Source organism: Streptococcus sp. D2 (assembly GCF_006385825.1).
Lineage (GTDB): Bacteria > Bacillota > Bacilli > Lactobacillales > Streptococcaceae > Streptococcus > Streptococcus shenyangsis.
In genome coordinates this window covers 159741-185066 of sequence record NZ_VFSI01000001.1, presented here as the reverse complement: position 1 = coordinate 185066, position 25326 = coordinate 159741, and the positions used below count along the sequence as shown (strand labels likewise).

General features: G+C 37.7%; 17 protein-coding genes and 1 pseudogene. 16 read left to right on the top strand and 2 right to left on the bottom strand.

Features of this window, described 5'->3' with window-relative positions; all coding sequences use genetic code 11:
- The first annotated feature begins 81 nt into the window (after positions 1 to 81).
- From FJR73_RS00770 to FJR73_RS00760, 3 genes are read left to right on the top strand one after another with little or no spacing between them, the layout of a single operon-like run.
- Positions 82 to 2211 (top strand): Tex family protein, encoded by a 2130-nt coding sequence (locus FJR73_RS00770; protein WP_140832740.1) that lies wholly within the window; start codon positions 82 to 84, stop codon positions 2209 to 2211.
- Complete coding sequence (locus FJR73_RS00765) at positions 2198 to 2647, top strand: SprT family protein (protein ID WP_140832738.1); 450 nt, start codon at positions 2198 to 2200, stop codon at positions 2645 to 2647. The genes FJR73_RS00770 and FJR73_RS00765 overlap by 14 nt, the downstream gene beginning before the upstream one ends.
- 58 nt (positions 2648 to 2705) lie before the next feature.
- Positions 2706 to 2978, top strand: a complete 273-nt coding sequence (locus tag FJR73_RS00760; protein ID WP_001085044.1) for a PspC domain-containing protein — start codon at positions 2706 to 2708, stop codon at positions 2976 to 2978.
- Between the two features lie 156 nt (positions 2979 to 3134).
- On the opposite strand, the pseudogene FJR73_RS10200 reads toward FJR73_RS00760, so the two are convergent.
- Positions 3135 to 3964, bottom strand: a pseudogene (locus tag FJR73_RS10200) (IS630 family transposase).
- A gap of 120 nt (positions 3965 to 4084) precedes the next feature.
- Between FJR73_RS10200 and FJR73_RS00735 the strand changes: the two are divergent.
- The 13 genes from FJR73_RS00735 to FJR73_RS00670 all read left to right on the top strand — a co-directional run bounded on the left by FJR73_RS00735 (position 4085) and on the right by FJR73_RS00670 (position 23143).
- A complete protein-coding gene (locus FJR73_RS00735; protein WP_001227091.1) occupies positions 4085 to 5344 on the top strand; it encodes a UDP-N-acetylglucosamine 1-carboxyvinyltransferase in 1260 nt (419 codons plus the stop codon).
- Between the two features lie 15 nt (positions 5345 to 5359).
- Positions 5360 to 5911 (top strand): GNAT family N-acetyltransferase, encoded by a 552-nt coding sequence (locus FJR73_RS00730; protein WP_140832728.1) that lies wholly within the window; start codon positions 5360 to 5362, stop codon positions 5909 to 5911.
- A complete protein-coding gene (spxR, locus tag FJR73_RS00725) occupies positions 5904 to 7181 on the top strand; it encodes a CBS-HotDog domain-containing transcription factor SpxR (RefSeq protein ID WP_101784921.1) in 1278 nt (425 codons plus the stop codon). Before FJR73_RS00730 ends, spxR begins: the two co-directional genes overlap by 8 nt.
- A gap of 15 nt (positions 7182 to 7196) precedes the next feature.
- Positions 7197 to 8057: a methionyl aminopeptidase gene (locus FJR73_RS00720; RefSeq protein ID WP_000631543.1), complete on the top strand. Its 861-nt coding sequence runs from the start codon at positions 7197 to 7199 to the stop codon at positions 8055 to 8057.
- Positions 8058 to 8365: 308 nt separating this feature from the next.
- Positions 8366 to 9073 carry a thiol-disulfide oxidoreductase-associated membrane protein CcdA2 gene (ccdA2, locus tag FJR73_RS00715; protein WP_125450963.1) on the top strand — a complete coding sequence of 236 codons (708 nt, stop codon included), beginning with the start codon at positions 8366 to 8368 and terminating at the stop codon, positions 9071 to 9073.
- Positions 9074 to 9084: 11 nt separating this feature from the next.
- On the top strand, positions 9085 to 9651 hold the full coding sequence (sdbB, locus tag FJR73_RS00710) for a thiol-disulfide oxidoreductase-associated lipoprotein SdbB (RefSeq protein WP_125450962.1): 567 nt from the start codon (positions 9085 to 9087) through the stop codon (positions 9649 to 9651).
- Between the two features lie 121 nt (positions 9652 to 9772).
- On the top strand, positions 9773 to 11164 hold the full coding sequence (locus tag FJR73_RS00705; RefSeq protein WP_140832726.1) for an APC family permease: 1392 nt from the start codon (positions 9773 to 9775) through the stop codon (positions 11162 to 11164).
- A gap of 295 nt (positions 11165 to 11459) precedes the next feature.
- Positions 11460 to 12377 (top strand): zinc-binding lipoprotein AdcAII, encoded by a 918-nt coding sequence (adcAII, locus tag FJR73_RS00700; protein WP_125450960.1) that lies wholly within the window; start codon positions 11460 to 11462, stop codon positions 12375 to 12377.
- A gap of 7 nt (positions 12378 to 12384) precedes the next feature.
- Positions 12385 to 15477, top strand: coding sequence for a pneumococcal-type histidine triad protein (locus FJR73_RS00695; protein WP_140832724.1), 3093 nt, complete (start codon positions 12385 to 12387; stop codon positions 15475 to 15477).
- Between the two features lie 242 nt (positions 15478 to 15719).
- Complete coding sequence (locus FJR73_RS10490; RefSeq protein ID WP_140832722.1) at positions 15720 to 19028, top strand: pneumococcal-type histidine triad protein; 3309 nt, start codon at positions 15720 to 15722, stop codon at positions 19026 to 19028.
- Positions 19029 to 20043: 1015 nt separating this feature from the next.
- Positions 20044 to 22026 carry an ABC transporter permease gene (locus FJR73_RS00680; RefSeq protein ID WP_140832718.1) on the top strand — a complete coding sequence of 661 codons (1983 nt, stop codon included), beginning with the start codon at positions 20044 to 20046 and terminating at the stop codon, positions 22024 to 22026.
- The gene (locus tag FJR73_RS00675) at positions 22023 to 22646 is read left to right on the top strand and encodes an ATP-binding cassette domain-containing protein (RefSeq protein ID WP_140832716.1); all 624 of its coding nucleotides are present in this window, start codon (positions 22023 to 22025) and stop codon (positions 22644 to 22646) included. The genes FJR73_RS00680 and FJR73_RS00675 overlap by 4 nt, the downstream gene beginning before the upstream one ends.
- Positions 22643 to 23143, top strand: a complete 501-nt coding sequence (locus FJR73_RS00670; RefSeq protein WP_140832714.1) for a hypothetical protein — start codon at positions 22643 to 22645, stop codon at positions 23141 to 23143. The genes FJR73_RS00675 and FJR73_RS00670 overlap by 4 nt, the downstream gene beginning before the upstream one ends.
- A 470-nt stretch (positions 23144 to 23613) precedes the next feature.
- Here the strand turns inward: FJR73_RS00670 and FJR73_RS00665 are convergent, their stop codons facing one another.
- Positions 23614 to 25173: an ATP-binding cassette domain-containing protein gene (locus FJR73_RS00665; RefSeq protein ID WP_140832712.1), complete on the bottom strand. Its 1560-nt coding sequence runs from the start codon at positions 25171 to 25173 to the stop codon at positions 23614 to 23616.
- Between the last annotated feature and the right edge of the window lie 153 nt (positions 25174 to 25326).

Here is a 25326-nt window from a genome sequence, read left to right as displayed (position 1 = left end):
TGAAGCAAATTTATTCACCAACTTATGTTTTAAAATTGTAAGAGCTAATTTGAAATGTTTAGCTTGTGGTATAATAGATTCATGGATAAAAAATATGAAAAAATCTCCCAAGATTTGGGAGTGACGTTAAAGCAAATTGATACTGTTCTAAGTTTGACTGCCGAAGGGGCGACTATTCCCTTTATCGCGCGTTATCGCAAGGACATGACTGGTAGTCTGGATGAGGTGGCGATTAAGGCCATTATTGACTTGGATAAAAGCCTGACCAACCTCAATTACCGTAAGGAAGCTGTTTTGGCTAAGATTCAAGAACAAGGAAAGCTAACAAAGGAATTGGAAGAAGCTATCTTAGCTGCCGAAAAACTAGCAGATGTTGAAGAACTCTATCTTCCATACAAGGAGAAACGTCGAACCAAGGCAACAATTGCCCGTGAAGCAGGACTCTTTCCTCTTGCTCGCCTGATTTTGCAGAATGTAGCTGACTTAGAGAAAGAAGCTGAGAAGTTTGTCTGTGAAGGATTTATGACTGGTAAGGAAGCTTTGGCTGGTGCAGTTGATATCTTGGTCGAAGCCTTATCGGAAGATGTGACACTGCGCGCCATGACTTATCAGGAGGTGCTGAGACACTCTAAACTCACTTCTCAAGTCAAGAATGAAAGTCTTGATGAAAAGCAGGTTTTTCAGATTTATTATGATTTTTCAGAGACGGTTGGAAATATGCAAGGTTATCGTACCTTAGCCCTCAATCGTGGGGAGAAGCTAGGTGTCTTGAAGGTCGGTTTTGAACATGCGACGGACCGTATCCTTGCCTTCTTTGCAACTCGTTTTAAGGTGAAAAACGCCTATATTGATGAAGTTGTTCAGCAATCGGTTAAGAAAAAGGTCTTGCCTGCTATCGAGCGCCGTATTCGGACAGAATTGACTGAAAAAGCAGAAGAAGGAGCTATCCAACTCTTTTCTGACAACCTGCGCAATCTCCTCTTGGTTGCTCCATTGAAAGGGCGCGTGGTTCTTGGATTTGACCCTGCCTTTCGTACAGGTGCCAAGCTAGCTGTCGTTGATGCAACTGGGAAAATGCTGACAACTCAGGTCATTTATCCTGTCAAACCAGCCTCTGCTCGTCAAATCGAAGAAGCTAAGAAAGATCTGGCAGACTTGATTGGTCAATACGGTGTAGAGATTATTGCTATCGGAAATGGAACGGCCAGTCGTGAAAGTGAAGCTTTTGTGGTGGAAGTTCTGAAAGATTTCTCAGGAGTTAGCTATGTTATCGTCAATGAAAGTGGTGCTTCTGTCTATTCTGCCAGCGAACTTGCTCGTCAGGAGTTTCCAGATTTGACCGTTGAAAAACGCTCAGCCATCTCTATCGCCCGTCGTTTGCAAGATCCCCTTGCGGAATTGGTCAAAATCGATCCTAAGTCAATCGGTGTCGGCCAGTACCAGCATGATGTCAGCCAGAAGAAACTTTCTGAAAGTCTGGACTTTGTTGTCGATACAGTGGTTAACCAAGTCGGTGTCAATGTCAATACAGCCAGCCCAGCTCTTCTTTCCCATGTCGCTGGACTTAATAAAACTATTTCTGAAAATATTGTCAAATACCGTGAGGAAGAGGGAAAAATCACTTCACGCGCCCAAATCAAGAAAGTTCCTCGTCTGGGGGCCAAGGCCTTTGAACAGGCAGCTGGTTTCCTCCGTATCCCTGAAAGTAGCAATATCCTTGATAACACAGGAGTTCACCCAGAAAATTACGCCGCCGTTAAGGAACTTTTCAAACGTTTGGACATTACAGACTTGAATGAAGAAGTCCAAAGTAAACTCAAGTCCCTTTCAATCAAAGATATGGCGCAAGAGCTAGACCTTGGTCCAGAAACCCTTAAAGATATCATTGCAGACCTTCTCAAACCAGGTCGAGATTTCCGTGATTCCTTTGACGCACCTGTGCTTCGCCAAGATGTCCTAGATATCAAGGATTTAGTGGTTGGTCAGAAGCTAGAGGGTGTGGTGCGTAATGTAGTTGACTTTGGTGCCTTCGTTGACATTGGAATTCACGAAGACGGCTTGATTCACATTTCGCATATGAGTCGCAAATTTATCAAACACCCAAGCCAAGTGGTGTCAGTCGGAGATTTGGTAACGGTTTGGGTTAAGAAAATCGATACTGAACGTGAAAAAGTCAATCTGTCGCTTCTCGCTCCAAATGAAACTGACTGATTACGTTAAACAGGTTTCACTAGAAGACTTCGGCAGACCTTTTATCCATCATGTCCAGTGGAATAGGCGTCTACGTTCGACAGGTGGGCGGTTTTTCCCAAAAGATGGGCATTTGGATTTTAATCCCAAAGTTTATCAGGAATTGGGGTTGGATGTTTTTAGGAAAATTGTCCGACATGAACTCTGTCATTATCACCTCTATTTTCAAGGGAAGGGCTATCAACACAAGGATCTAGATTTTAAGGAACTTTTGAAAGCAGTGGATGGATTACGCTTTGTTCCATCCTTGCCCAATAGTAACGCCAAGCCAAGCAAGCTCTATCGTTGCCAATCCTGCCAGCAAAGTTATCATCGCAAGCGAAGGATTGATACCAAACGCTATCGCTGTGGACTTTGTCGAGGTAAATTGCTACTAGTAAATCAGCCTGAGGACTGATGAAAGCCGAGCCTACCCGTGATATACTATGACTAACCTAGCAGAAAGAGGAAATATCATGAACAGTAAATTTTATAAAATGAGACGAAATCGTATGATTTCAGGAGTTCTGGCAGGTTTGTCAGACAAGTGGAACTTTGATGTTACCCTTGTTCGTTTTCTATTTGCTATTTTTACAGTCGCAAACTTTGGACTTGGCGTGATTATCTATATCATCCTAGCTTCTATCATGCCAACCAAGGAAGAGATCGAAGCAGAAATGTACGGAACAGGTCCACGAAAACGCAAAGAAGCCCAAGCCATTGACGATAATGAAGGATGGTTTTGGTGAGGTACTTAGCTAATAAGGTAATAGTTTCTTACACATTTATAGAAATAGGATTTTTTTGTACATGGCTAATAGTATTCTACAAAAGATTAGGAATAAGCAAAAAGCTTTAAATCAATAGTCTAAACTCCTTGATTTAAAGCTTTTTTACTTTTATAGTCATTTAGTTTTAAAAAAGCGTTTCAAACATTCAAAAATATTTGGAACTTCCCTTAATAAATCCATCACTTTCTTTTTCAAGATAGCCCAAGCTGGCTCAATAGGATTCAAATCTGGTGAATAAGGTGGTAGAGGTAAGAAAAAGTTCTTATCTTGAATGCAAAGCTCATCCAAAATGTTCTTAGGATGAAAACTAGCATTGTCCATGACAATGACATGAGGGCTCTTCAAAACAGGTAGAAGTTGCGTTTTGAACCACTCCACAAAGAAATTACTCGTCATACTTTCCTTGTAAATCATAGAAGCTATAAACTCTCCGTCTACTTGTCCTGCAACAATTGAAGTCCGCTAATCTTTTCATAGACTTTTTCCCCTCTAGGAGCCCGTGCATAAGGACGATAGAAGTAGCGGTCGACTCCTGTTTCATCAATATATACGACTGGTAAATCTTTTAGGTTATCCAAAATATCAAGAAACTCAGCGACTTTCTCTGGATTTTTTTCCTTAAAGCTAGTCGTCATTTTTTAAAGTGACATGAATCTGCTTTAAAGCTGCCCATACTGAAGGAACAACACAATCAAAATGTGCCACAATTTCCCGTAAAAAAGTGTCTGGATGAGCCTCTACAAAGGCTTTCAATTCCTCTAAAGTAATCTTCCGCTTTTTGACGACTCGCTTTCTCCGCTCTAAGTGTCCTTGTTTGCGTCTTTCTTTTCCCACGTGAAGAGAGTTCTGACGCCAACATCAAAAACTTTAGATGCTTCGACATGGCGGTGTCCCTCTTTGATGTAATCTAATGCTCCTTGCTTAAAATCAGTACTATATATCATAGCTTTTGTTTAAAACTAAGCAACTATAAAATTGAAAAGGATGGAAAAAAGGTTGCATTTATGATATAATTTATTTTAAAGACCTTATTAGAAATCTTGAAAGAGTATTAAAAACTTAGAATGAGAAAAATTGTTATCAATGGTGGATTACCACTACAAGGTGAAATCACTATTAGTGGTGCTAAAAATAGCGTTGTGGCCTTAATTCCAGCTATTATATTGGCTGATGATGTGGTGACTTTGGATTGCGTTCCAGATATCTCGGATGTAGCCAGTCTTGTCGAAATCATGGAATTGATGGGAGCTACTGTAAAGCGTTATGACGATGTATTGGAGATTGACCCAAGAGGTGTTCAAAATATTCCAATGCCTTATGGAAAAATCAATAGTCTTCGTGCATCTTATTATTTTTATGGAAGTCTTTTAGGTCGCTTTGGTGAAGCCACAGTTGGCTTGCCTGGAGGGTGTGACCTTGGTCCTCGCCCGATTGACCTACACCTTAAGGCTTTTGAAGCTATGGGGGCTACTGTTAGCTACGAGGGAGATAACATGAAGTTATCTGCCAAAGATACAGGACTTCACGGTGCAAGTATTTACATGGATACAGTTAGTGTCGGTGCGACGATTAATACGATGATTGCTGCGGTTAAAGCGAATGGTCGTACTATTATTGAAAATGCAGCCCGTGAACCTGAAATTATTGATGTAGCTACCCTCTTGAATAATATGGGTGCCCATATCCGTGGTGCAGGAACTAATATCATCATTATTGATGGTGTTGAAAGATTACATGGAACCCGTCATCAGGTGATTCCAGACCGTATCGAAGCTGGAACATATATTTCTTTAGCTGCTGCAGTCGGCAAGGGGATTCGTATAAATAATGTTCTTTACGAACACCTAGAAGGATTTATTGCTAAGCTGGAAGAAATGGGAGTGAGAATGACTGTATCTGAAGACAGCATTTTTGTCGAAGAGCAGTCTAATTTGAAAGCAATCAATATTAAGACAGCTCCTTACCCAGGCTTTGCAACTGATTTGCAACAACCGATTACCCCACTTTTACTAAGAGCGAATGGTCGTGGTACAATTGTCGATACGATTTACGAAAAACGTGTAAATCATGTTTTTGAACTAGCAAAGATGGATGCGGACATTTCGACAACAAATGGTCATATTTTGTATACAGGTGGACGTGATTTGCGTGGGGCAAGTGTTAAAGCGACCGACCTACGAGCTGGGGCTGCACTAGTCATTGCTGGGCTCATGGCTGAAGGTAAAACTGAAATTACAAATATCGAGTTTATCTTACGTGGTTATTCTGATATTATTGAAAAATTACGTAATCTAGGAGCGGATATTACACTTGTTGAGGATTAAACCGTAGAGGTGTTTATGAATATTTGGACCAAATTAGCAATGTTTTCTTTTTTTGAAACGGATCGCTTGTATTTGCGTCCTTTCTTTTTTAGTGATAGTCAGGACTTCCACCAGATAGCTTCAAATCCAGAAAATCTTCAATTTATTTTCCCAACTCAGGCAAGTCTGGAAGAAAGTCAATATGCACTGGCCAATTACTTTATGAAGTCCCCTTTGGGAGTGTGGGCAATTTGTGACCAGAAAAATCAACAAATGATTGGTTCTATTAAATTTGAGAAGTTAGATGAAATCAAAAAAGAAGCAGAGCTTGGCTATTTTTTGAGAAAAGATGCTTGGTCGCAAGGATTTATGACAGAGGTTGTTAGAAAAATTTGTCAACTTTCTTTTGAAGAATTTGGTTTAAAACAATTGTCCATTATTACCCACCTCGAAAATGAAGCAAGTCAAAAGGTTGCCCTTAAGTCTGGATTTAGTTTGTTCCGTCAGTTTAAGGGAAGTGATCGCTACACAAGAAAAATGCGGGATTATCTTGAATTTCGGTATGTAAAAGGAGAATTCAATGAGTAAGCATCAGGAAATTCTAAGCTATTTGGAAGAATTACCTGTCGGAAAGAGGGTTAGTGTTCGTAGTATTTCCAACCATCTGGGAGTCAGTGATGGAACGGCCTATCGCGCTATCAAGGAAGCTGAAAATCGTGGAATTGTAGAGACTCGTCCAAGAAGTGGTACTATCCGTGTTAAATCTCAGAAAGTTGCTATTGAAAGATTAACTTTTGCTGAAATTGCAGAAGTGACTTCTTCTGAGGTTCTGGCTGGGCAAGAAGGTTTAGAAAGAGAATTTAGTAAGTTCTCAATCGGTGCTATGACTGAACAAAATATCTTGTCTTACCTTCATGATGGGGGACTCTTGATTGTCGGAGACCGGACCCGTATCCAATTACTAGCGCTGGAAAATGAAAATGCCGTTTTGGTTACAGGTGGTTTTCATGTTCATGATGATGTGCTTAAACTGGCCAATCAAAAAGGGATTCCAGTTTTAAGAAGCAAACATGACACTTTCACTGTCGCGACCATGATTAATAAAGCCTTGTCAAATGTTCAAATCAAGACTGATATTCTGACAGTTGAGAAACTTTACCGTCCGAGTCATGAATATGGTTTTCTGAGAGAGACCGACACCGTTAAAGATTATTTGGACTTGGTACGTAAGAATCGAAGCAGTCGTTTTCCAGTTATTAATCAACATCAGGTTGTTGTTGGTGTTGTAACCATGAGAGACGCTGGTGATAAGTCACCAAGCACCACAATTGACAAGGTCATGTCTCGTAGTCTATTTTTAGTTGGATTATCGACAAATATTGCCAATGTGAGTCAACGGATGATCGCAGAAGACTTTGAAATGGTACCGGTTGTTCGGAATAATCAAACCTTGCTTGGAGCTGTGACACGACGAGATGTCATGGAGAAGATGAGTCGATCCCAAGTCTCTGCTTTACCAACTTTTTCAGAGCAGATTGGTCAAAAACTTTCTTATCACCATGATGAAGTAGTCATTACAGTGGAACCCTTTATGCTAGAGAAAAATGGTGTTTTGGCTAATGGTGTATTGGCAGAAATCTTGACTCACATGACCCAAGATTTAGTTGTGAATAGTGGGCGCAATCTCATTATCGAGCAGATGCTAGTCTACTTTTTGCAGGCTGTTCAGATAGATGATATACTGCGCATTCAAGCACGCATTATCCATCATACTAGACGATCAGCCATTATTGATTACGATATTTATCATGGTCATCAGATTGTTTCAAAAGCAAATGTGACTGTTAAAATTAATTAGAAACTAGGAGAAAAAATGATAACATTAAAATCAGCTCGTGAAATCGAAGCTATGGACAAGGCTGGTGATTTTCTAGCAAGTATTCATATCGGCTTACGTGATTTGATTAAGCCTGGCGTTGATATGTGGGAAGTAGAAGAGTATGTTCGCCGTCGTTGTAAGGAAGAAAATTTCCTTCCGCTTCAGATTGGGGTTGACGGTGCCATGATGGACTATCCTTATGCTACCTGCTGCTCTCTTAATGATGAAGTGGCTCACGCTTTCCCTCGTCATTATATCTTGAAAGATGGTGATTTGCTCAAGGTTGACATGGTTTTGGGAGGTCCAATTGCCAAATCTGATTTGAATGTCTCAAAATTAAACTTTAACAATGTTGAACAAATGAAAAAATACACTCAGAGCTATTCTGGTGGTTTAGCAGACTCATGTTGGGCTTATGCTGTAGGTACACCGTCCGAAGAAGTGAAAAATCTGATGGATGTAACTAAAGAAGCCATGTATAAGGGGATTGAGCAAGCTGTTGTTGGAAATCGTATCGGTGATATCGGTGCGGCTATTCAAGAATACGCTGAAAGTCGTGGTTACGGTGTAGTGCGTGATTTGGTTGGTCATGGTGTTGGCCCAACTATGCACGAAGAACCAATGGTTCCTAACTATGGTATTGCTGGTCGTGGGCTTCGTCTCCGTGAAGGAATGGTGCTGACCATTGAACCAATGATCAATACTGGTGACTGGGAAATTGATACAGATATGAAGACTGGTTGGGCGCATAAGACCATTGACGGTGGATTGTCATGTCAGTATGAACACCAATTTGTCATTACAAAAGATGGACCTGTTATCTTGACTAGTCAAGGTGAAGAAGGAACTTATTAAAATAAGTAAAAGTAGATTGAAGAAAAAGTGGCTCTTTGGACAATTTTCTTCAATTTTTTCTTTTATCTATAGTGAAATGAAAAAACCGAACACCTTGAATGCGAAATTCAATTCAATTTCTAATAATGTTTTATAATTAATTGATTTCTCTAGATTTTATTTCAATCTGCTATAGAAACCATGGTGTACTATTTTAGGTCAAATTCATTATAACGTCATAGTGAATACAGCTAACCGTAGCAAACTTGATACAAATTTTAACATTTATAGTACAATAGGTTTAAATTCTTAAGAAAGTTGGTTCTTTATTGGAAACGATAATATTTTCAATCTCCGTTTTTTTAGCAGGGGTCTTGTCCTTCTTTTCTCCTTGTATTTTTCCTCTTTTGCCAGTTTATGCTGGGATTTTATTGGATGATCAGGAAAGCGCAAAAAGTTTTTCTTTATTTGGGAGAAAGGTTCTCTGGTCAGGTTTGATTCGAACACTTTGCTTTATTGCAGGTATTTCTCTCATTTTCTTTATCCTAGGATTTGGTGCAGGTTACTTTGGTAATATTCTCTATGCAAATTGGTTTCGATATGTTATGGGAACAATTATTATCATTTTGGGACTTCACCAGATGGAAATTTTTCATTTTAAGAAATTAGAGGTTCAAAAAAGCTTTACTTTCAAGAAATCAGAATCCAATCGTTATTGGTCAGCATTTTTACTTGGTATTACCTTTAGCTTTGGTTGGACACCTTGTATTGGTCCGGTTTTAAGTTCTGTTTTAGCGCTTGCGGCTTCTGGAGGCAATGGTGCTTGGCAAGGAGCTATTTATACTCTTATTTACACTCTGGGGATGGCCATTCCTTTCTTGGTTTTGGCTCTAGCTTCAGGTGTAGTAATGCCTTATTTTAGTAAAATCAAACGTCATATGATGCTACTAAAGAAAATTGGTGGTTTCCTTATTATTTTAATGGGAATCTTGTTACTATTAGGACAAGTAAATGTTCTAGCTGGAATTTTTGAATAAAGGAGAAAAAGATGAAAAAAATAATGTTTGCTGGTTTAAGCCTTCTGTCATTAGTTGTATTGATGGCCTGTGGTGAGGAAGAGACTAAAAAAACTCAAGCTCCACAACAATCCCCAAAACAGCAACAACAAACGTCCGTACAACAAATTGCTGTTGGAAAAGATGCTCCAGACTTCACCTTGCAATCCATGGATGGTAAAGAAGTTAAGTTATCTGATTATAAGGGTAAAAAAGTCTACTTGAAGTTTTGGGCTTCATGGTGTGGTCCATGTAAGAAAAGTATGCCTGAGTTGATGGAATTGGCTGCAAAACCAGATCGCGATTTCGAAATTCTTAGTGTCATTGCACCAGGAATTCAAGGTGAAAAAACTGTTGAGCAATTCCCACAATGGTTCCAAGATCAAGGTTATAAGGATATCCCAGTACTTTATGATACCAAAGCAACTACCTTCCAAGCTTATCAAATTCGAAGCATTCCTACAGAATACCTGATTGATAGTCAAGGAAAGATTGGAAAGATTCAATTTGGTGTTATCAGCAACGCGGATGCAGAAGCAGCATTTAAAGAAATGAACTAGAATAGATAAAAATCTGATTACAGTATGTAGTCAGATTTTTTTAGAAAAACATTTTATAAATATTCACAAATCTCCTATATTTATGGTAAAATAGAATCATCATTTTATTTTGGAGAGAAATATGAATATATTTAGAACAAAGAATGTAAGTTTGGATAAAACGGAGATGCACAGGCATTTGAAGTTATGGGATTTGATTTTGCTGGGTATCGGAGCCATGGTAGGGACAGGCGTCTTTACAATTACAGGTACTGCAGCTGCAACACTTGCTGGTCCAGCGCTAGTGATTTCAATTGTTATTTCTGCCTTGTGTGTGGGATTATCAGCTCTCTTTTTTGCAGAATTCGCTTCACGAGTACCTGCTACGGGTGGTGCCTACAGTTATCTATATGCTATTTTAGGAGAATTTCCAGCTTGGTTGGCTGGCTGGTTAACCATGATGGAGTTCATGACAGCCATATCTGGTGTGGCTTCGGGTTGGGCAGCTTATTTTAAAGGCTTGCTCTCTCAATACGGGATAGCCCTTCCTCGTGCTTTAAATGGTACCTTTAATCCTCAAGCAGGGACGTTGGTTGATTTATTACCTATTCTTGTATTGGCCTTAGTGACATCGCTTGTTTTACTCAATGCTAAAGCAGCTTTACGATTTAATTCTATTTTAGTTATTTTGAAATTTTCCGCTTTAGCTCTCTTTGTTTTAGTAGGAATTTGGCATATCAAACTTGATAATTGGAGCAATTTTGCTCCTTATGGTTTTGGACAAATATATGGCGCTAGTACTGGTATTATGGCTGGTGCCTCCTTGATGTTCTTTGGATTTTTAGGCTTCGAATCCATCTCTATGGCTGTAGATGAAGTTAAGACTCCTCAAAAAAATATTCCTAGAGGAATTGTCTTATCGCTTTCTATCGTAACCATTCTTTATGCCTTGGTGACGCTTGTCTTGACTGGTGTGGTTCACTATAGTCATCTAAATGTCGACGATGCCGTTGCCTTTGCTCTTCGTAGCGTTGGGATTGGTTGGGCAGCTAACTATGTGTCATTAGTGGCTATCTTGACCTTGATTACGGTTTGTATCTCGATGACCTATGCCCTATCACGTATGATTTACAGTTTAGCACGTGACGGATTAATGCCTGCTGTATTTAAAGAACTAACCAAGACAAGTAAGGTACCCAAAAATGCTACTATCTTGACAGGTCTAGCTTCAGCAGTAGCAGCAGGAATGTTCCCACTAGCTAGTATTGCAGCTTTCTTAAATATTTGTACCCTAGCCTACTTGATTATGCTAGCTTACGGCCTGATTCGTTTACGGAAAGAAAAGGGGATGCCCAAATCTGGAGAATTTAAAACACCCTTGGTACCCTTATTACCGATTTTATCAATCATTATTTGTCTATCATTTATGTTGCAGTATAATGTGGAAACCTGGGTTGCTTTCCTCATTGCTTTGTTGATAGGAAGTATTATTTATTTTACTTATGGCTATAAACATTCTACCATAGAAGAATAATACTCTTCGAAAATCTCTTCAAACCACGTCAGCTTCGCCTTGCCGTATATATGTGACTGACTTCGTCAGTCTTATCTACAACCTCAAAACAGTGTTTTGAGCAACCTACGGCTAGCCTCCTAATTTGCTCTTTGATTTTCATTGAGTATATAAAGTGAGAATCTGTTGAGTTGTTGAAACTCAGCAGATTTTTATATGTGAAAGAAATTTCAAAATTTTTCTAAAAATAGCTTGACAGATTAAATTTTTAGGAGTAGACTGTTTACCAGTTAATTAAATAGTTAAGGGGTTATCCATGAAAAAACAAAGTTTATTTTTAGTATTGTTAAGTGTCTTTCTTTTGTGTTTAGGGGCTTGTGGTCAAAAGGAAAGCCAAACAGGAAAAGGGATGAAAATTGTGACCAGTTTTTATCCTATCTACTCTATGGTTAAAGAGATATCTGGTGATTTGAATGATGTTCGGATGATTCAGTCAAGTAGTGGGATTCACTCCTTTGAACCTTCAGCAAATGACATCGCGGCCATCTATGATGCAGACGTCTTTGTTTATCATTCTCATACGCTCGAATCTTGGGCAGGAAGTTTAGATCCCAATCTAAAAAAATCTAAAGTCAAGGTTTTAGAGGCTTCAGAGGGAATGACTTTAGACCGCGTCCCAGGGCTAGAAGATGTGGAAGCAGGGGATGGAGTTGATGAAAAAACGCTCTATGACCCTCACACATGGCTAGATCCAGAAAAAGCTGGCGAAGAAGCGCAAATTATCGCTGACAAACTTTCAGAGGTGGATAGTGAGCATAAAGAAACTTACCAGAAAAATGCGCAAGCCTTTATCAAAAAAGCTCAGGAATTGACTAAGAAATTCCAACCTAAATTTGAAAAAGCGAGTCAGAAAACCTTTGTAACACAACATACAGCCTTTTCTTATCTAGCTAAGCGATTTGGACTTAATCAATTGGGTATTGCAGGTATCTCTCCTGAACAAGAACCAAGTCCAAGACAACTAACTGAAATTCAGGAATTTGTTAAAACATATAAGGTTAAAACGATTTTTACAGAAAGTAACGCTTCTTCAAAAGTAGCTGAAACTCTTGTCAAATCAACAGGTGTGGGTCTTAAAACTCTGAATCCTTTAGAGGCTGACCCACAAAATGACAAGACTTATCTAGAAAATCTTGAAGAAAATATGAGTGTTCTAGCAGAAGAATTGAAATGAGGAAAGAATGAAAATCAATAAAAAATATGTAGCAGGTTCAGTGGCAGTTCTTGCCCTAAGTGTTTGTTCCTACGAGCTTGGTCGTTACCAAGCTGGACAAGTTAAGAAAGATTCGAATCGAGTTGCTTATATAGATGGTGATCAGGCTGGTCAAAAGGCAGAAAATTTGACACCAGATGAAGTCAGTAAAAGAGAGGGAATCAACGCCGAACAAATTGTTATCAAGATTACGGATCAAGGCTATGTGACCTCTCATGGAGACCATTATCATTACTATAATGGGAAGGTTCCTTATGATGCCATCATCAGTGAAGAACTCCTCATGAAAGATCCGAATTATCAGTTGAAGGATTCAGACATTGTCAATGAAATCAAGGGTGGCTATGTGATTAAGGTAGACGGGAAATACTATGTTTACCTTAAAGATGCGGCTCATGCGGACAATATTCGTACAAAAGAAGAGATTAAACGTCAGAAGCAGGAACATAGTCATAATCATAATGCAAGCACAGATAATGCTGTTGCTGCAGCCAGAGCTCAAGGACGTTATACAACGGATGATGGGTATATCTTCAATGCATCTGATATCATCGAAGATACGGGTGATGCCTATATCGTACCTCATGGCAATCACTTCCACTATATTCCTAAAAGTGACTTGTCTGCTAGTGAATTAGCCGCTGCCCAAGCCTTCTTATCTGGAAAAGGCGGTCAATTAAGTACGGTTGAATACCGTTCAAGCAGAGCTGAAAGAAGATTTAGTATGAGAACGAGTCCATCTGAGGCTTCTCAAGATTCTGCCAAAGCTCCTGAGAGTCAAAATGAGGATTTAGCTAGTCTCCTTCAAGAATTGTACGCCTTGCCACTTAGCCAACGTCATGTGGAGTCTGATGGATTGGTATTTGACCCGGCACAGATTACAAAACGTACTGCCAATGGTGTGGCAGTTCCTCACGGAGATCATTTCCATTTCATTCCTTATTCACAAATGTCTGCCTTGGAAGAAAAATTGGCTCGAAATCTGCCAATTGGAGGTCAGCCAGTTCAAAGTCATTCTGATAATACGAAGCCAAGTAGCCCTGAGAAAACAAGTTCAACACCAAGTTCAACGATTAAACCAAACTTTAATCTCAATACGCAGGCACCAAATCGAGGAACTGGAGGCGCCTATACAACGGATGATGGGTATGTCTTTAATCCGACAGATGTGATTGAAGATACAGGTGATGCTTTTGTTGTCCCTCACGGCAATCATTTCCACTATATTCCTAAGAGTGATTTGTCAGCAGGAGAATTAGCTGCTGCTCAAGCTTATTGGAATGGTAAACAGGGCTCACATTCTGCTATAAGTTCAAGTAAACCAAGTAGTGATAATGCTAAACCAACTCAACCAAGTTTGCCAGAGACTCCTAATCTGACTGTCACTCCAACTTATCATCAAAATCAAGGGGAAGATATTCCAACACTTTTACGTGAATTGTATGCCAAACCTTTGTCAGAACGACATGTGGAATCGGATGGCTTAGTCTTTGATCCGGCACAAATTATCAAACGTACAGCTAACGGTGTTGCAGTGCCTCATGGAGACCATTATCACTTTATTCCTTATTCACAAATGTCACCGCTGGAAGAAAAATTGGCTCGTATGATAGTTGTTAAGGGACAAAATGGCGGTGTCTTGCCAAGTGTTACTCCTCTGAAACCAGCTCCTACTACCAAACCTCTAGCACCAGTGGAAAATAAACCGACTGAACTTGATGTCAATCAGGTTGTTAGAAAAGTTGGCGACGGTTATATTTTCGAGGATAAGGGAGTCAGTCGTTATGTTCTAGCTAAAGACTTGGCTAAGGATAAGGTTGACGCTATTGAAAATCTCTTGTCTAAGAAAACTCAAGAGACACATGCCCTAGTTGCGAAGAAAGAAAATGTCGCTCCTCGTGACCAAGAATTTTATGATAAAGCATATAATTTATTGGCCGAGGCTCATAAAGCCTTGTATGAAAATAAGGGTCGTACTTCTGATTTCCAAGCCTTAGACAAATTAGCAGAGCGCTTGAATGATGAATCTTCTAATAAAGGAAAATTGGTAGATGATTTATTGGCATTCCTAGCACCAATTACCCATCCAGAACGTCTTGGTAAGCCAAATTCTCAAATTGCTTATACAGACGATGAAATTAAATTAGCGAAATTAGCAGGTAAGTATACAACAGAAGATGGCTATATCTTTGACATTCGTGATATTACCAGTGATGAGGGAGATGCTTATGTAACTCCACATATGAGCCATAGTCACTGGATTAAGAAAGAGAGCTTGTCTGAAGCTGAAAGAGTGGCAGCCCAGGCTTATGCTAAAGAGAAAGGTTTGACACCTCCTTCAACAGAGAATCAGGGTTCAGGAAATACTGAGGTTAAAGGAGTAGAAGCAATCTATAATAAAGTGAAAGCAGCTAAGAAGGTCCCACTTGATCATATTCCTTACAATCTACAACATACTGTTGAAGTTAAAAATGGTAGCTTAATTATACCTCATTACGACCATTACCATAATATTAAATTTGGTTGGTTTGACGAAGGACTCTATGAAGCACCTAAGGGTTATAGCCTTGAGGATCTCTTTGCGACTGTAAAATATTATGTTGAACATCCTGAAGAACGTCCTCACTCAGATAATGGTTGGGGAAATGCCAGCGACCATGTTCGTAAAAATAAGGCAGACCAAGACGGTAAACATAATGAAAATAAGGAACATGATGAAGTAAGTGAGCCAACTCGCCCTGAATCTGATGAAAAAGAGAATCACGCTGCTTTAAATCCTTCAGTAGATAATCTTTATAAACCGAGTACTGATGAAGAAGAGACAGCGGAGGAGTCTAAAGATAAAACAGACGAAGATGAAGTCCCTCAAGTAGAGACTGAAAAAGTAGAAGCCAAGCTTAAAGAAGTAGAAACTTTACTTGATAAAGTAACGGATGCTGGTTTGAAAGCCAATGCGACAGAAACCCTAGCTGGTTTACGAAATAACTTGAGTCTTCAAACCATGGATAATAATGGTATCATGGCAGAAGCAGAAAAATTACTTGCTTTGTTAAAAAGGTAGTGAGTCAGTAACGACGAAACCAGAAGCATAAGTTTATCCTATTAAATCAAAATGATGTAAGAGTCAGTAGCAATACTGGCTTTTATTTTTTAAAATGATATAAAAATCTTGACAGATAAACTTAAAAAAGGTAAACTATTTACTGGTTAATTAATTGGTTAAATAACCAGTTTAGAAAAAACTGTTTAACCGAGAAAAAGAAGTTAAGAAAAAGCTTCATCATTTATTGAAATGAGGAATTTATGAAATTCAGTAAAAAGTATATAGCAGTCGGATCAGCTGTCATCGTGTCCTTGAGTCTGTGTGCTTATGCGCTAAATCAGCATCTCTCGCAGGAAGATAAGGACAATAATCGTGTCTCTTATGTGGATGGCAGTCAGTCAAGTCAGAAAACTGAAAACCTGACACCAGATCAGGTTAGCCAAAAAGAAGGAATTCAGGCCGAGCAAATTGTTATTAAGATTACAGATCAGGGATATGTGACGTCACACGGTGATCACTATCATTACTATAACGGGAAAGTTCCTTATGATGCCCTCTTTAGTGAAGAACTTCTGATGAAGGATCCAAATTACCAACTTAAGGATGGAGATATTGTCAACGAGGTAAAGGGTGGTTATATCATCAAGGTCGATGGAAAATACTATGTCTATTTGAAAGATGTAGCTCATGCTGATAATGTTCGAACCAAAGATGAAATCAACCGTCAAAAACAAGAACATGTCAAAGATAAGGAGAAGGTCAGCTCTGATGTTTCTGTAGCAAGATCTCAAGGACGCTATACGACAGATGATGGTTATGTCTTTAATCCAGCTGATATTATCGAAGATACCGGTGATGCTTATATCGTTCCTCACGGTGGTCACTATCACTACATTCCAAAAAGTGATTTATCTGCTAGTGAATTAGCAGCATCCAAAGCTCATCTAGCGGGCAAAAATACGCAACCGAGTCAGTTAAGCTATTCTTCAGTGGCTAGTGACAATAACACGCAATCTGTAGCACACGGATCAACTAGCAAGCCAGAAAGCAAAGTTGACAATCTCCAAAGTCTATTGAAAGAACTCTATGATTCACCTAGCGACCAACGTTACAGTGAATCAGATGGCTTAGTCTTTGACCCTGCTAAGATTGTCAGTCGTACACCGAATGGAGTTGCGATTCCGCATGGCGACCATTATCACTTTATTCCTTACAGCAAGCTCTCTGCTTTAGAAGAAAAGATTGCTAGAATGGTGCCTATCGGTGGAACTGGTTCTACGGTCTCTACAAATGAAAAACCTCATGAAGTAGCGTCTAGACTAGGAAGTCTTTCAAACAATCCTTCTTCTTCAACGATAAGTAAGGAACTCTCTTCAACTTCTGATGGCTATATCTTTAATCCAAAAGATATCGTTGAAGAAACAGCTACAGCTTATATTGTAAGACATGGCGATCATTTCCATTACATTCTAAAATCGAACCAAATTGGACAACCGACTCATTCAAACAATGGTCTAGCAACACCTTCGCCATCTCTTCCAACCAATCCAGGTGCTTCACATAAGGAACATGAAGAAGATAGTCACGGCTTTGATGCTAATCGAATTATTGCAGAAGATGAATCAGGATTTATCATGAGTCATGGTGACCATAATCATTACTTCTTCAAGAAGGATTTGACAGCAGACCAAATTAAGGCAGCTCAGGATCATTTGAAAACACATCATGATGCAGAACTTGTAAAACCTCTTGCTAAAACGGTAGAGTCTTTCTCAAGAGATGCTAGCGATGAAGAAAAAATTGCTTATATTTCTAAGACCTATGGTGTGCCACTTGAAGCTATTAGAATTTCCAACGGATTCTTTGTCTTTGGAAATCCAGACCAAGCCTACGATCCAACTCATATTCATCCTTACGCTGTTCGTAAGGAACACGTTCGGATTCCTCTTCAAACTGGAAATCCAGAACTTGATTTCTTAAATGAACTCTATACGACTGCCTTACGTGATGGTGTGTCTCCTTATAGTTTGCAGGTAGAAAATGGTAGTTTTGTGATCCCTCATGGTGACCACAATCACTACATCAAGGTTCAAACCAAGGGCTATGAAGTGGCTTTGAAAAATAAAATTCCAGCTCTACAATCCAACTACCAACCTGGAGCTTTTGATGAGAAGGCAGTTTTGGCAAAAGTAGATCAACTTCTAGCTGAAAGCAGAAACATCTATAAAGACAAACCTATCGAACAAAGACAGATCGAGTTAGCTTTAGGTCAGTTTACTGAAAACATGAAGAAACTGGCAACTAACTCTACAGCAGGTTATCTTGCAACACTGGATCTCTTTGATAAGCAATATATCCATATTGATGAAAGTGTCAAGCCTGTTAAAACAAGCGCTCTAGATAAGAAATATCAGGCCTTGATTGATAAAATCAATACACTAGATACAGATTCTTATGGACTTCCTAAGAAAGACCTTCTCGTTCGACTCCAGGAAGCTAAGTTGGCTAAAGATGAGGCTGGTTTAGCAGCGGTTGAATCACAACTTCAAGCTCTTCAAGACTTTAATGATCGAACAGGTGTTACAACTGTAGAATACATCAAGTACTTCTACGAACACGTAAATGACGGTCGTTTGAGTGATGAACTTCGAAACAAAGTAGCTCAGTTGACTTGGACCTTGTATCAATCTCAATCCTTCCTTAAGGCAGCAGAATTGAACAAATTATTCCCAAGCATCTATCAGGCAAAACAAGAAGTGGAAGAAGCTTTGAAAGCTCAGCCAACTACTGCGAAATCAAGTCAGACAGTTCTAGATACTGAAAAAGTTGATAATCAAACTGCCAAGACAGCTATTTATGGCTTTTTGAAAGAATTGTACGGAGACTTTATGCCTGAAGAACATGTCAATCATGTTAGCAAGGAAGAAGTAGAAAGCCTCTTGAGCAAGGCAACTCAACTCTTGGAACAAATCCAAGAAGAAGGTATCAGACAATCCTTGGCAGAAGAAGTAGAAAATCTCAAAGCTGCTACAAATAAGGCAGATGCAGACTTGGATGAAGTAAACAGTCAGGCGAAAGATGTCTTGACTCGTATCGCTAGTGCCCTTCAACAAGAGAAGGAAAATGCTGAGCAAGACCCTCAGACACTTGTACTCTATCAAAAACTCTACGATATTCTCATGTCACTTCACGCTTATTTAGAAAACAATAAGGGTTCTGATGCAGACTTTGATAAAGTGGATGCTCTACTAGATCAACTTTCTGCCAAGAGTAAAGATAAAGCTGCTTTACTTGAATTGACAAAAGCTATTCTGGTCTTGAATCAAGAAATCAAGTCAAAATCAAGTGCGAGTGAAGATGCAACTCCAGCAACAAATGCTGAAGCAAATGGTGATAAGATCAGTGCTGAGAGCCAACCAAACGCAGCTGCAGAATCTAACAGTGAAACTGCAAGGGAGGAAAACAAACCAAGCAACACAGGAGATTCTAAACCAGATGAATCAACTTCAGAAAAGGAAACAACAGAATCTACAACAAGTACTGGAAATCAAGAAAAACCAGTAGAATAAAAAAGTTGGTAGTCGGAGATCTAGTAGATTTTGCCATTCAAGGCTGTTTCCCATTTCTCATTGTAATTATAAACCATGGCAACATAAGAAAACGAGCATTTCCAACTGAGGAGGTGCTCGTTTTTTGATAGTTAGAAGTAGTTTTTTCCCATCCTAATGAAAACTAGTAAGTTGAGGGAATTTATAACAGATTGAAATAAGATGCGAACAAATAGATTGGGAAATTCAAATTAATTTCATGTTTTAGAAGTCATGTTGTACTGTTTTAAATTCAAACTATTATATTAGACCTGACTCTAGTTTGGAAGTCCAGAAATATCCAAGAAGCATGTAGTTAGAAAGAGGGATTAAAAATTCTAACCTAGAAGTAATTAGGGTTGAACGTTCATTTTTGGATTGTACTATGACTATGCTCATTTACTGAAGAACGTAGATTGACATGAGTTTATTTTCCAAATTCTTATTTTACAGATATCTCCCCTATTTTCCTAAAAAAATATACTAAAGATACTTGACAAACTAAAATATTAGTATTAAATTAATGTTGTAAACACTTACAAATAAATGTGTTCGATTTTAGAATAGAGAATTATTACTGAGTTTTTTCAAATATTATAATTCAAGGAGAAGTAAAATACAAAAAATTTACTAAGAAGAAGTTCATTTTGCTTGCTACAAGTTGTTTAAGTTTTAGCTTTGCTATTACAGCTAGTGTTGGTAGTGCAACTACAGCAATCCCAGTTCTATATCTGATTATTGATTTATGGAAGTATGGTGTAAGTGATAGCTATGGTTATTCGAATTACTTTGTTAGTTCTTCAAATAATATTAGTTCAGAGTCTTCAGTAACGAATATTTGGGGAACGTTAAAGTTCGCGATAAAAAAGATTATAGATAGACATTTCAAGAAAAAATCTTGAAACAATTTTCGCTTAAATGCATATTGAGATTATTATAGATTTTAAAAATAATTTATGAAAACAATAGTCCCAATGAAAGGATAGGGGAAGTGCTTATGAAATTAAAATTATGTATCATTGGATTCTTCTTTTGTTTGATTGCTGCAATTGGTCTGATCACTATCAGCGATACCGAAACTCCCATACCTTTACCAATTGATGGTGCTTTTTCTATCCAAGGAAAAAGTAATCTTTCTAATAACGAAATTTACGAAATGATTCGTGACCTATCAAAAACGGAAAATGTTACCATTTACAAGCCGGTGGTTCAGAGTTCTGGTCAGTTGAAGTATGTAAATGTCGATGATGTAAATAATGAACAATTAAAGTCAGCACCAATAATAGGGATGTATTACACCCTTGGAAAAATAAATATAGACAGTTTGAAACCACTTACGATGACTGGACTACAAACAGTCTATATGGCTTATCCTTGGTATATAGGAGGAATCTTACAATTTACTGGAACTTTAAGAATACTGTTAATGGGGTCAATTTACTTAACCTTATTAGTTGTGTTATTTGTTGTTAGAACGAAGCAGATTAAAGAAGGAGTGATACGACGTTCTTTGGGATTGCCTGTATACGATCTAAGAAGAGAGTATGGCATTTCTCTTATTTTTGAACTGATTATGATGGCTTTATTGATGATTTCTTACAGTTCTTTTTTGGGGAATGGTCTCTTCACTTATAGTTCTAAGTTATTTTTCTCTCTGCTTTTAACGAATTTTATATTATTTCAAATCGTTGATCTCATCACCTTTGTTTTATTTTGGTTGACAATTCAGATTGAAAAGCCCATTGAAATTATCAAAAACAAGGCAAAAAACAAGCTTATTTTTGTCGTATGGCTTGCCATTATTTCGATTATTATCGTTGTATCAGGAATTTTTTTACAAGAAACAAAGAGTAGTCAATCCAGTATCAACATCCAGATACAGAATTTAGTACCATGGGACACAGTAAAAGACTGGAGAAGGATTGAATTCCTTGGAATTGAAAGTAACTCTGCTAAAAATGGAGAAGTTAGTGATTCAGATGGTAAGTATCTACAGATAGTTGCTGCCTTAAAAAACTTAGATTTTTTATATATAGAACGATCTTCGGCCTATGTTCCAGATTTCATGAAAACTTCACATGTTATAGAAAATTTTTCTAAACAATTAGAAAATGACGGGATAACGAATCCAGAAATAAATAAAGAGTTGATTTATATTAATCAAACAGGTGCTAACCTACAAAATAAAGTGAATGGAACAAACTATCATCTTTTAGATAATAAGATAGCAACCATCTATATTCCTGAGAAATGGAAAGAAAACCAGAAATCTATTGAGAATACAGTTGTAGCAGAACAATTTATTGGAACAGACTATACAAGAGAACAGCTTGCAGTTCAAATAATTCCTGATGGGGAAAAAATTTTTTATTTTAATGAGGATGCTGATAATAATCTTAAAATGAAAGATATTTTACCGCTGGCAAATGTAGCAGATAGCAAAGATAATATAGTTGTTGTGTTAGATACGGACAAAATGATGGAAAATAATAAGTTTTCTTTGGCTAGTAACATACTATATAAATCTCTTTTTAGTCCTGAAGCGGTAAAAAAAATAAATGAGATGACTGTCCCGTTGAATTTCTCAATGAATCCAGTAGATGTTTACCAAATTGTGAAATTAAAGATTCAATCCTTAGAGCACCAAATTTTACTTTCACAAATCTTACAAAAGATAATTTACAGTATTGTCTTTATACTCATTTATCAATATGTCCAACTTTATATTGCCCTAAAACAAAATGAATATGTGAAAAAAATTATTTTGGGTCTGTCAAAAACATATATAGCAATTTCAAGTCTCAAGTACTTTATGATGATTATTACAATGGTTATCCTATTTACATTTCTTATGACAGGGCAAATAGAGCTGCTATATATTGGTCTTGCTTCTATACTAGTTTTGATGCTGTCAATCATAATGAGTTTTAGGAAATTATCTGAAAGCTACACTAAAATTTTAAAAGGAGATGAATCATGACAATTGACCTTTTGAACGTTTCAAAGAGTTTCGGCTCAAAGAAGATCTTTACAGACTTAAATTTAATATTTGAATCTGGAAAAAGCTATGCATTGATTGGAGGTTCTGGCTCCGGTAAAAGCACCCTTCTTAATATTATAGGAAGATTAGAAAAAATTGACAGTGGGAATGTTTTAGTTGATAAACAAGATATTTGGAAGATAAAAGAAAGAATTTTTTTTAAAAATACTGTTGGATATGTATTTCAGAATTATTCTTTAATAGATAACAAAACAGTATATGATAATCTGAGCCTTATCACTAAAGACAAAAAAACAATAACTGATGTACTTGAAAAAGTAGGGCTGTCGAGCGACTATTTACATCAAAAAATATATGAATTGTCTGGAGGGCAGGCTCAACGTGTAGCTATTGCCAGAATGTTAATGAAACCACGTAAAATTATTTTAGCAGATGAACCCACAGGAGCTTTAGATGGTGAGATTGGAAAAGAAATCATTCGTTTATTATTAAATGAAAGAGATGAAGACAAATATGTTATTATAGCGACTCACGATCCAGCTGTCTATAAAAAAGTTGATGTGATCATTGATATGAAAGATATAGGGGATAATGTATGAAAAAGATAATTTATATCGCTTTGATCTTTGTAGCTGGGCTACTTGCTATTTTCTTCTTTGGAAAACAAATGATCAAAAAAGAAAATACTAATAAACCAACGGTGGAGTTAACCGTTTTTACGGTTTCTTCTAGTGATACAGAAAAATGGAATAAAGTGAAACAAGTAGAAACGGAAGAAGCTACATACTTCATAACTGTGAAAGAAGTAGCGTCTTCAGAAGAAGTATTTTCAAACATTATTGCAAATGGAGCTGCTACGGGGTTCGGAGTTCGTGAAGAAGAAGTGAAGAAATTCAATAATGATTTAGGAGACACTATAGAGGACTCTAAGCATAATAAACTAATTGAAATAGAGTTTTTTACTTTTTCTGATGCTGACGAGGGATTTGTAGTAGCAAATTTTGACTATGGTAAAGAAGAGTTGAATTCTCAGAAAAAAGATATAAAAGACTTATATAAAAAAATATATGAATCTTTTAAAGAAAAAGGTAAGTGATTAGGTTTCTTTTACATATCTTGATATAGTAAAATGAAATAAAAACTGAACAAATTGATTAGGGAATTCAAACCAATTTCTAACAATGTTTTAGATACCTCGGTGGACTAGTTCAAATTCAATCTACTATAAAAAAGAAAATGTCTATTTTAGAATACTAGTATCTAATCTTGATGAAGAGTCTATTTAGTTGATAAAATTTATAAATAGTCCTAAACAAGAACATTATCTTCGATTTATCTATATGCATTAAGTTTTTATAAAAGTAGATCTACAGAACTATCAATTTATTTTTGTCTACAATCTTGAAGTGTAGATTAGAAGAGAGGCTGGGCAAAAAGTCTTTAAAATTACAAAACGCATAATATCAGTACAAAAAAACTTGATATTATGCGTTTTATTATGGGAAGATTTACTCTCTTTTATCCTGAAATTGCGTTTTTGCTCAGCCTATATGCTATGTTGCAAATTTATAAATCTTCTAAATCAACGACTTCCAAACCATTTTCTGTCAAACGATAGATACTCGTACAGACCTCTTTTAAGAAACGACGGTCATGAGAAACAGTGATGATACCGCCTGGATAGGTTGCAAAGAGTTTTCTGATTTGGGGTTGAGAAGTTGGAGAAAAGTTTCGTGTTGGCTCATCCAGAAGGAGAAAGTTTGGTTTGCGCAAGACTAAGTCCAAAAGCAGGAGTTTTCCCTGTTGCCCGCCAGATAAGGAGCGAATTTGATGCTGCATTTCTGGATAACTGAAATTGAGACTGGCTAAGTGAGATTGGATTTTCTGCAGTTCCTCTTTTTCCCCAGTTTTGCTGAGATAGGCTATTGGTGATAAATCTAATTGCAGTTTTTGGTGGTAATCTTGTGGCATATAACCAAGCGAAATCTCTCTTTTATCATTAAGAAGTTGCTGTAATTTGGCTAACAGAGTTGATTTCCCAATACCATTTGGGCCGATGATACCGATTTTTTCTTGCCCACGGACAGTTAGTTGTAGTTCTTGAGCTAAAACTCGGTCGTCAATGGACAAATTTTCTTTTTCCAGTTGGATTAAGACTTTAGATGCCGGTAATGGTTGAATGTCTGAGAAGAAAAGTCTGATTTCTTCCTCTTCAAGTGGTTTTTGGGTCATGGACTGAGCTATATTTTCAAAGCGTTTTTCTTGAGAGAGAACATTTTTCATTTTTTTAGCCAATAGTCGCCCAGCAGTACTGTCTTTGGTAGCTCGAAGAGCAGTTTCTACGTTTTGTTTGACTCGGCGATGCTTTTCCATGGTTTTGTCATAGGCTCTCTGGTCGTTAGCAGCTTGCTGACTTTGTCTGACAAAATTAGCCTGTCTCTGCTCACTATAGTTCTCATAGTCTAAATGCTCTACTAGAGTTTCAGCTTCTTTTCGGTGCTTGACCAGTCGCAAGTGGACAATAGTATCTGCCGTTTCAGAAAGAAAGTCTTCATCATGGGAGATGAAAATAACGGTTTGCCGAATCTTTCGAATCTGACCTTTTAGCCAATCAACTGTTTCAAGGTCCAGGTCATTTGAAGGTTCATCTAAAAAGAGAATCTCAAAGGGTTTGGCTAACTCATGGATGAGCTGAATTTTCAAAGCTTCGCCCCCTGATAGACTGCCAATATTTTGGTCGCTAGCGAAACGATCGCTATCAAAATGCAATTTCTCAGCCAAACGATAGAGGATACTGTAGTCTAAATCAATAGAATCTAAAAAGAAGTAGTCGTGTAGACTTTTCTTTTTCAGCTCCTCGGGAAGTTTTTGAGGAATATAGGCTAGTGACTGATAGTCAGACTGGATGTCTCCCTTGATAGTGAAATCAGACAAATATTCCCCCATTAAAGTTTTAAGCAAGGTTGATTTGCCATTTCCTTCTTCGCCAATAATAGCGACCTTCTCTCCGTCTTGGATGGTCATGCTGAGATCAGAGACAAGGTCTCGTAAATCTTTGTTTTGTGTGATGGTCAGGTGATTGATTTTTATCATATGATTGCCCTTTCTAGAATGTTGATAGTGCATAACAAAAAGCTCTACTTTACCTAGTAGAGCCCAAAGTCTATGTCAAAAAACTCTATTAATACTCTTCGAAAATCTCTTCAAACCACGTCAGCGTCGCCTTACCGTAGATATATGTAACTGACTTCGTCAGTCTTATCTACAACCTCAAAGCAG

Excerpts from the sequence above, each read along its gene's own strand:
- FJR73_RS00675 (WP_140832716.1), top strand. The coding sequence starts at position 22,023 with ATGACAATTGACCTTTTGAACGTTTCAAAGAGTTTCGGCTCAAAGAAG.
- adcAII (WP_125450960.1), top strand. The coding sequence starts at position 11,460 with ATGAAAAAACAAAGTTTATTTTTAGTATTGTTAAGTGTCTTTCTTTTG.
- FJR73_RS00770 (WP_140832740.1), top strand. The coding sequence starts at position 82 with ATGGATAAAAAATATGAAAAAATCTCCCAAGATTTGGGAGTGACGTTA.
- FJR73_RS00760 (WP_001085044.1), top strand. The coding sequence starts at position 2,706 with ATGAACAGTAAATTTTATAAAATGAGACGAAATCGTATGATTTCAGGA.
- FJR73_RS00670 (WP_140832714.1), top strand. The coding sequence starts at position 22,643 with ATGAAAAAGATAATTTATATCGCTTTGATCTTTGTAGCTGGGCTACTT.
- sdbB (WP_125450962.1), top strand. The coding sequence starts at position 9,085 with ATGAAAAAAATAATGTTTGCTGGTTTAAGCCTTCTGTCATTAGTTGTA.
- FJR73_RS00680 (WP_140832718.1), top strand. The coding sequence starts at position 20,044 with ATGAAATTAAAATTATGTATCATTGGATTCTTCTTTTGTTTGATTGCT.
- FJR73_RS00720 (WP_000631543.1), top strand. The coding sequence starts at position 7,197 with ATGATAACATTAAAATCAGCTCGTGAAATCGAAGCTATGGACAAGGCT.
- FJR73_RS00730 (WP_140832728.1), top strand. The coding sequence starts at position 5,360 with ATGAATATTTGGACCAAATTAGCAATGTTTTCTTTTTTTGAAACGGAT.
- FJR73_RS10490 (WP_140832722.1), top strand. The coding sequence starts at position 15,720 with ATGAAATTCAGTAAAAAGTATATAGCAGTCGGATCAGCTGTCATCGTG.
- FJR73_RS00735 (WP_001227091.1), top strand. The coding sequence starts at position 4,085 with ATGAGAAAAATTGTTATCAATGGTGGATTACCACTACAAGGTGAAATC.
- FJR73_RS00665 (WP_140832712.1), bottom strand. The coding sequence starts at position 25,173 with ATGCACTATCAACATTCTAGAAAGGGCAATCATATGATAAAAATCAAT.
- FJR73_RS00765 (WP_140832738.1), top strand. The coding sequence starts at position 2,198 with ATGAAACTGACTGATTACGTTAAACAGGTTTCACTAGAAGACTTCGGC.
- spxR (WP_101784921.1), top strand. The coding sequence starts at position 5,904 with ATGAGTAAGCATCAGGAAATTCTAAGCTATTTGGAAGAATTACCTGTC.
- FJR73_RS00695 (WP_140832724.1), top strand. The coding sequence starts at position 12,385 with ATGAAAATCAATAAAAAATATGTAGCAGGTTCAGTGGCAGTTCTTGCC.
- FJR73_RS00705 (WP_140832726.1), top strand. The coding sequence starts at position 9,773 with ATGAATATATTTAGAACAAAGAATGTAAGTTTGGATAAAACGGAGATG.